The organism is Rhodococcus sp. EPR-134 (genome assembly GCF_001647205.1).
Taxonomy (GTDB): domain Bacteria; phylum Actinomycetota; class Actinomycetes; order Mycobacteriales; family Mycobacteriaceae; genus Rhodococcus_F; species Rhodococcus_F qingshengii.
This window is the reverse complement of the sequence record NZ_LVCT01000511.1, coordinates 1-7,916: the sequence shown is the minus strand read 5'-3', so window position 1 is coordinate 7,916 and position 7,916 is coordinate 1. Positions and strand designations below refer to the sequence as shown.

Here is a 7,916-nt window from a genome sequence, read left to right as displayed (position 1 = left end):
GTCTTCGAGCGTCATCTTCTGCTCGGCGTTGAACGTGTCGAAGCAGTACTGCGGGCGGCCACGCTTACACGCACGACACTGCCCGCATACGGCACGCCAGTTGAGGACGACGAAGTCGCCCACCTCGACGTGAGTGACACCGGGGCCGACGCTCTCGACGATGCCCGACGCCTCGTGCCCGAGCAGGAACGGGTACTCGTCGTTGATTCCGCCGTCGCGGTAGGTCAGGTCGGTGTGGCACACACCGCACGCTGCAATGGCGACCACTACCTCATTGGCGCCGGGATCGGGGATCGTGATGGGGACGATTTCGACGGGGGCACCCTTGGATCGGGCGATGACGCCGCGTACCTGCTGTGGCATGGCTTTGCTCCTGGCTTCGTGCGATTGAGGACGTGTCGTCACATGGCGCCGTGTTTTCACATTGCGATATGTGCACTCGTTGAAAGGTTAGCCCGAAGCAGGTGCCCGCAACCCTGGTCGAACTGACTGACCGACCTGGCCGAAAGGACTAGGGTGCAGGCTTCACGCCGGCCTCGGCGCCCGCGGCGGCCGCCGCACCCCGACTCTCGACGCCCAATTTCCGCAGGACCCCGGCAACATGAAACTTGACTGTGCTCTCACTGACGCCGAGTCGCTCCGAGATTGCCTTGTTGCGCCGTCCGGCCACCAGATGCTCGAGTACCTCGAACTCCCGCGGAGCCAGTTCCGTCAGGACGTCGCGGTTCGGTAGGGCGACGGGCGCGTCGAGCGGGATGGTTGCGCTGATCCGGTTCCCCCACCCGGGCGTCGACTCGGATTCGACGGTTCCACCCAAAGTCTCTACCCTCGAACGTAATTGGCGTTCCACGTCGATCACGTCGGCTTCACCACCACCGTCGTCGCGGATGTCGATCGAGAGCGAAGCCGCGTCGAGGGTCCAGGCCACCCGGATTCGCGAGAGCGTCTGCTGATCCGACAAGGCCAAGACCGCGCCGCGGACGACCGCGCGGGCGCCGTGCGCCACTTCACCGGGTAACCCACGCCCGTCGACGGGTGGCTCCACCAACTCCAACGCGATTTCCCGATGCTTGAGCAGCGAACGCAATTCCCCACGCATCCGCGCAAAAGCGGTGGTGGTCGACTCCTCGGCCAACTCGCGGTGCACGTCGACGGCCGAACGCAGGCCGATCAGGGCCGAAGCCGCAGTCTCCCTGGCCGAGGTTCGAGCACGCGTGTCGTCGAGATCCGCCGAGCGCAGCGTCGCCAGCATCGTCTCGAGGGTGGCCGCATGCACCTCCGTCATCTCTGCCACGGTGCGTGCACGCTCGGACGACGCTGCCCGCGACTCGGCGAGATATGCCGGACTCGCGTTCCGCACCTGGAGCTGAATTCCGGTTGCAGTCACCGCGAACAGTGCCTGGATCAATTCGAGGGATGCCGCCTTCACCGGTCCGGGGTGTGGCGTCAGCACGAGGAGGGTGTCTGTTCGATCGAGCATCGCGAGCACTTCACGATCCCGGCCGGCGATAGCGCATTTTCCCCGAAATATCTGTCCGACAGTGAGATCCGTACGGATACGGTCGAGTTCGGCGATGGTCACACGATCGACGACGGCTGGATCCCCAGCGACCTTGCGCGGCCTACCGGTGCATTCACGGGTGAAGATCACCAGGGAAGTGTGCGGCGCCATGTCCGCGATCAACGTCGAAAATCGTCGGCCGATTTCGGGAAGTGGTCCCACCAACACGTCTCGAAGGGCGGTGATCAGTAGCGCATTGTCGGTGGTGCTCACCGTTCAACGATAACCATCCGGTTCACTGGTGCAGCGTGGTCTTCATGAGCATCACGTTGTAGTCGGACCACGTGGTGGCGAGAAAGTAGAGGTCCTGCCCCTGCGACCAGGGGTGCATGTACGCGCCGTAGAGTCCCGGAACCGCGTCGGTGCCGATCACGACGTCCGGTGCGCTCCACGGGCCGGTCAGGTCCGAGGCCGTCCGCAGCACCAGCGCTCCCCACTCGTTGGAGTACATCGCGACGAACTTTCCGAGATAGTTGTTGTACTGCACCGACAGTTCGCTGACATCCCCGTCGAGAACTACTGCAGCGGCAGCAGGATTGTTGGGGACCCATGCCTTTCCGTCCCAGTATTCGTACGCCGCGACGTCCGCGATGGAGGCTTCCTTGACTCGCGAGAGACGCCCCTCGCCAAAGCGTCCGGCGGGGGTGCCGAAGTTGTAGACGTAACCACCGTCTTTGACGAAGGACCCCATCTGGAAGTTGTCGTTACCTGTCAACGGCAGATTGGGCCGGGACGAGGCCGGTTCGATCTGCCAGGTCTCACCGTTGTCGTGCGAGGACGCGATCTGCGAGAAGTTGGTGACCCACTCGCCCGACCCTCCCCACGAACGTATCGACATGTAGTTGACGTACTGAACGCCGCCCACGGAGATACCCGTCGTCGGAATACTGCTGGTTTCGACGCCGGTGACTTTCAGACTTCCGATGATCTCGCGCGAGTGATTCGGTCGGTCGGTCGGTGAGGAGTCGATGTTCATGCCGTCGGACAGATTTCCGTCCGAGCTACGGAACAGGACGTTGCTGCGCCAGTCGCCGACCACCCCGGAGCACAGAGGGTCAGATCCGATACCGACGGTGTCACCGAAAGCTGTCAGGACCTGACCTGCGCCGTTGTCCCACATGATGCCCAGATCCGTGCCGAGAACGTTGAACCGCTCGACGGTTTGGTTGGGGCTCAGCGCGCCCGTGATGTACTCGACCGCCGAGGTGCGGCCTTGCAATTCCGGCAGTTTGCCATCCGTGCCGTTGAGCCAGGGAATCGGATTGGTCGGCCCACCTGATTGATCCAAGCTCCCGGTGACATTGCAATCCCACGGGGATGCATTGGCCTGGGTCGCCCCCAAGACCGCGGTCGACGCGAGTACACACGTCACTGCTGCTGTCGATATCTTCCGCATCCGGCGCATCGCTCCCCTTTCGCGGGGGAGATCCGGACTCTACGAGGTGTGTTGCTCGACCGGATCGGTTCATCCACCCACGAGAACACAAGGTAACAGGTAAATCGGTCAATCAGGACAAAACGGGCTTATTCGGTGGAGATGGATTTCAACCATTTCTCCATCACGGCTGCGGCAATCTCGAGCCCCTGCGACTCGGCTGCACTCAACTGCTGCATGAAGATGCGCGGACCGTCCGCTCCCAGCGAAGCATGCAGCGAATCGCGGTACTCGGCCAGTTCCATCCATTCGCGCGCCACCGCGGAGGACGCTTCGAGGTGAAACTGAACGGCGTAACTCTGCTTGTATCGGGAGAGTTGATTCGGATACTTGGCTGAACCAGCGAGCCGCACCGCGCCGTTCGGAATGTCGAAGGTATCCGAATGCCATTGCATTGCAGGAAATGTGGAGGGCAGATCTCCCCACACGGGATCTTGCCGGCCCTCGACAGTCAAGGTGATCTCCTCAACTCCGACTTCAGGCACAGCGCCCGTGTAGACGCGAGCACCCAGCGCCGCGGCGAGCAACTGCGAACCCAGACACACTCCCCACACCGGGACGTCGCTCTCGACCAGATCGCGAATGTATTCGATCTCGGATGCCAACCACTCGACCTCGCCCTGATCGCCGACGCCCATCGGCCCGCCCATCACGATCACGGCGTCGAACCGTCGATGTGCCGGAAGCGGGTCGGTGCCCAGAAGAACAGTCTGCACGTCTCCGTAGCTCTCCAGGACAGGCGAATACGCCGCTGGGGGTTCACACTGCGCGTGTCGTAGCTCCAGAAAATGCATGCTCGCGGTCCTTTCGCTCCCGATGCCTGTAAGCCTATGGCCCTTTCTGCTGCCGGTCGCGGCGGCGCCACGCTTGACAACTACTTGCCATTTCCCGCACTCTGATCACCAAGACGTGGAATCCAATATATTGGATTCCAGAAGGGTGTACTTGTCACATGAGAATGGCCACGAGCGACCCCGTCATCGGAATACTCGGAGGCATGGGGCCCGCCGCTACTGCCGACTTTTACTCCAAACTCGTTGCGCTGACACCAGGTTCGACGGATCAGGAGCACCCCAAAGTTGTCATCTGGGCCGATCCCACCGTTCCCGACCGGACATTGGCACTCACCGAGAACGGCCCTGACCCCACTCCGTGGCTGATCCGCGGTGCGCGCGTTCTCCGAGAGTCGGGCGCGACGACGCTCGCCATCCCATGCAATACCGCCCACGCCTTCCTGCCCGCCATCTCGTCCCAACTGGGACTTCCCGTCGTCCACATGATCGACGAAGTCGCTCGGCACATCCGGACGCTCTCACCCGCCGTCACATCCGTCGGACTATTGGCCACCACGGGGACGGTCCGCACCGGGTTGTATCAACAATGGCTGTCGGAACACTCGATTGACGTCCTGGTGCCCGGACCTGCGATCCAGGACGAACTGGTGATGCCGGCGATCCGAGCAATCAAGAGCGGCAACGTCGGAGACGAGACCACCGACAAGCTCGTCAGGGCCGCTGATCTTCTCGTCGAATCGGGCGCGCAGGTCGTCGTGGCCGGATGCACCGAGATTCCGCTCGGACTGTCCGCCGACGCCACAACCTGTCAGATCATCGATCCGGCAACAATTCTCGCCCGCGCTCTGCTCCGGCGGGTTGCAGATGCCCGGAGACACCCTTCGATGGTCGTTTCGGGCTGACCTGCAGCAGGGAGGCTGCAGAGTACGATATCCAGTATGTTGCGTGGCGGTAAACCGGTTGAGCGAGCACGAATGAGCGACATCGCTCTCGAACGCATTCGCGAAGCGATCGTCACCGGTGAACTGGCGCCGGGCTCGAAGATCAAGGACAGCGAACTCGCCGAGTATCTGGGCTTGAGCAGAACTCCGGTCCGCGAAGCGCTCGCAAGGCTGGTCGACACCGGACTCGTGGAAGCGAAACCCGGTGCGTACACGCGCATCACCACCCTCGACCGCGGCGACGTCGAGGCAACACTCGCAGTCATCGAAGCTCTCGACCAACTGGCCGTCGTCACCGCTGTACCGAATCTCACCGACGAGATGATCGGGGCGATGCGTTCGGCCAACAAGGACTTCGCTGCCGCCGTCAAACGAAACGACATAGGCCGAGCCCTGACCGCAGACGATCGCCTACACAGCGTCATCATCGATGCTGCGGCGAATCCGCTGTTGAAGAAGCTGATTCACCAGGTTCACCCACAAATTCACCGCATCTACTACCGCAAGTTCTCGAGCCTCCTCGGGAGCCAGGACTCCGTCGATCATCACAACAGGCTGATCAAGCTGTGCGCAGACCACGATGCCGAGGCGGCAGCGACGCTGTCAGCCGAACATCGACGCCATCTCGGCGGGCTGATCGGCGAACTTTTCGACGCCGACGAGTTCGCGCTCTCGGACTGACCGAGTCCGGGTACAAGTTTCGGCGCTTGCCTATATTGGTCATTGCCGATATAAATGACTGGTGCATGCATTCGACGTTCTCGGAGACCCAGTGCGGCGACGAATCATGGAACTCCTGTCCGGCGGCGAGCGCTCGGCGGGTCAGATCGCCGAAGTCGTGGCAGCGGAGTTCGGAATCTCGCAACCGACCGCGTCCGGACACCTGCGAGTACTCCGAGAAAACGGATTCGCCACCGTCCGCAGCGAAGGCACCAGGCGTCTCTATGCCGTCGAGCCCGCGCCATTGCAAGAAGTGGACCAATGGCTCGACGGATTCCGGCAGTTCTGGAGCGGCCCTCTCGACGCATTGGCCACAGAACTCGCACGCGGGAAACGACGCGGCTCGAAGCGGAGCAGATCTTCACAATCGAATTCTTCCGACGAAGGAGACTCACAATGACCGAGATCGCGAACCAGGACACCAGCCTCACCGCGGTGGAGCGGAGCATGGGTAACCGCGACATCGCAGAAGGTTCGGCTCGAACTGCCGTACTCAAGCGCCGCTACAACGCGTCGGTCGACGACGTCTGGGATGCCATCACGACCCCTGACCGCATCAACCGTTTCTTCCTTCCGGTGAGCGGAGACTTCCAGGTGGGCGGCTCTTACGCCTTCGAAGGCCAGGCAAGTGGCGAGATCCTGGCCTGCGACGCCCCACACCTGCTGCGACTGCAGTGGACACCGCCCGGCGATCGTGGATACAGCGATCAGGTCGAGATCCGGCTGACTGCCGACGGCCCCGACGCCACCTGGCTCGAGTTGGAGCACGCCTCCGTCGCCGATGTCTTCCGTAACGACCCGGACACCGGCTGCTACGGCGTCGGAACCGGCTGGGAAGGCCCACTTCACTACCTGGGCGAATACTTGCGCGGCACTCTCCCTGATGCGCCGAGCACCGAGTGGTACACCTTCGACGAAGCAGAGGAGCTTCGTCTGGCCAACTTCCGAGGGTGGGAGTGGGCAAAGATCGAGGCAGAGCACGGCGGCCGATAACGCCCAATTCTTCGAAAACGGTCACAGGATGGCCGTTTGCTTTGTATCGTGACCGAGCTGGACGTATGTCCAGCAGTTTTGGTGGCTTCCTTTCGTGCCACACCTGCTTCGGTCCACGAGAAGAGAGCTCCACATGGCGCCACAACCCGTAGTCGACAACGCGGCCACGACGCGACGCACGCACATCATCCGGACAGTTCTCGCTGTCCTCGTCATCGCACCGCTGTCGATTGCGGCGTTCTACATGTGGGCACTGTGGGATCCGGGCGACACGGTCAACCGCTTGCCCGTCGCCATCGTCAACGCCGATGCGGGCACAGAACTCGACGGAACACGTCTGCAAGCCGGCGATGAAGTTGTTGCCGCGCTCGTCGAGAGCGGAGACGTTGCATGGAAGGTCGTCTCGGAACAGGAAGCCGCCGACGGCGTCAACGACGGCACCTATTACTTCTCGGTCGTCATTCCGAAAACTTTCAGCGCGGATGTGGCCAGTGCCGCATCAGGTTCGGGCCGCAAGGCCGAACTCGACGTCTTGTACAACGACTACAACAGTCTGGTCGCCGGCCCGGTCGGTGAAAGCATCATCGCTCAAGTGCGCTCGGCGGTCTCCGAGTCGATCGGCGAGCAGTCCATCGACCAGGTGCTGGTCGGGTTGGGTGAACTCGGAACAGGATTCGGTGAAGCAGCAGCAGGAGCGCAACAGCTGTCCGACGGATCCTCCGAAGCGCTTGCCGGAACCAACGAGCTCTACGCTGGAAGCAAGGAACTCGCCACCGGCATGGGCGAAGCAAATCAGGGCGGCAAGGAGCTGGCCGCCGGAGCCGGCGAGCTGGCTGCCGGAGCTGGCGAAGCTGCTGCAGGCTCGGGCGAGCTGAGCAGCGGACTCAACCAGTTGGTCGGGGGAACCGACGAACTCGGCGCAGGCGCCCGTCAGATCAGCGAAGTGGTCGACATGGTCACCACCCCGGTACTCGACCTCGCGGGGTCCTCGGACGCCGTCGTCGGTCAGATCGACGCCCTCACGTCGATGCTTCGAAACTCGGCCGATCCGGTCTCCGCCGGACTCGTCGAAGCCCTGGCTGGACTGCGGGCTTCCCTGACTGCACAACCGTCGGACGACGACGTGATCGGTCAGCTCGGTCAGCTTCGCGACGGCGCGCGGGAAATCTCGCGGCAGCTCACTGATCCGAGCAGCGACTACCGTGGTGGGCTCCTTGCCGCCGCGGCCGGTGCAGGTGAACTCAACACCGGCCTGGGCCAACTGTCCGACGGTGCAGGCCAACTCGCTACCGGTGCACAGGAACTCTCCACCGGGCTGGGGCAGTTGGACACTGGAAGTACTGCGCTCCGTGACGGTCTCGGGCAGCTATCGGCCGGCGTCGGCGAGCTCGACGCGGGTAGCGCGGAACTCGCCACCGGTTTGTCCGACGGTGCCGCCCAGGTGCCGCAGTTCTCGGACGACGAGCGCGCCA

Annotated in this window: 9 protein-coding genes; 5 read left to right on the top strand and 4 right to left on the bottom strand. The window is 62.9% G+C overall.

The window, feature by feature from the left end; translation table 11 throughout:
* The 4 genes from A2J01_RS23475 to A2J01_RS23460 form a co-directional block, all read right to left on the bottom strand.
* Window positions 1–363, bottom strand: a 363-nt coding sequence (locus A2J01_RS23475; RefSeq protein WP_156519373.1) for an alcohol dehydrogenase catalytic domain-containing protein, incomplete at its 3' end; no start/stop codon positions are given.
* 148 nt (window positions 364–511) lie between these two features.
* Window positions 512–1,774, bottom strand: a complete 1,263-nt coding sequence (locus A2J01_RS23470) for a helix-turn-helix transcriptional regulator (RefSeq protein ID WP_003943037.1) — start codon at window positions 1,772–1,774, stop codon at window positions 512–514.
* A 22-nt stretch (window positions 1,775–1,796) separates the two neighbouring features.
* On the bottom strand, window positions 1,797–2,966 hold the full coding sequence (locus A2J01_RS23465; protein WP_050655976.1) for a DUF4185 domain-containing protein: 1,170 nt from the start codon (window positions 2,964–2,966) through the stop codon (window positions 1,797–1,799).
* A gap of 119 nt (window positions 2,967–3,085) precedes the next feature.
* Entirely contained in the window at window positions 3,086–3,790 is a 705-nt protein-coding gene (locus tag A2J01_RS23460) for a type 1 glutamine amidotransferase (protein WP_064113699.1), read from the bottom strand.
* A 158-nt stretch (window positions 3,791–3,948) separates the two neighbouring features.
* Between A2J01_RS23460 and A2J01_RS23455 the strand changes: the two genes are divergently transcribed.
* The 5 genes from A2J01_RS23455 to A2J01_RS23435 all read left to right on the top strand — a co-directional run.
* On the top strand, window positions 3,949–4,692 hold the full coding sequence (locus A2J01_RS23455; RefSeq protein WP_064113698.1) for an aspartate/glutamate racemase family protein: 744 nt from the start codon (window positions 3,949–3,951) through the stop codon (window positions 4,690–4,692).
* A gap of 36 nt (window positions 4,693–4,728) precedes the next feature.
* On the top strand, window positions 4,729–5,412 hold the full coding sequence (locus A2J01_RS23450) for a GntR family transcriptional regulator (protein WP_003942830.1): 684 nt from the start codon (window positions 4,729–4,731) through the stop codon (window positions 5,410–5,412).
* A 61-nt stretch (window positions 5,413–5,473) separates the two neighbouring features.
* Entirely contained in the window at window positions 5,474–5,851 is a 378-nt protein-coding gene (locus A2J01_RS23445; RefSeq protein WP_003942971.1) for an ArsR/SmtB family transcription factor, read from the top strand.
* Window positions 5,848–6,444 carry an SRPBCC domain-containing protein gene (locus A2J01_RS23440; RefSeq protein WP_047269425.1) on the top strand — a complete coding sequence of 199 codons (597 nt, stop codon included), beginning with the start codon at window positions 5,848–5,850 and terminating at the stop codon, window positions 6,442–6,444. The genes A2J01_RS23445 and A2J01_RS23440 overlap by 4 nt, the downstream gene beginning before the upstream one ends.
* A 133-nt stretch (window positions 6,445–6,577) precedes the next feature.
* On the top strand, window positions 6,578–7,916 hold a 1,339-nt coding region (locus A2J01_RS23435), incomplete at its 3' end, for a YhgE/Pip domain-containing protein (protein ID WP_064113697.1).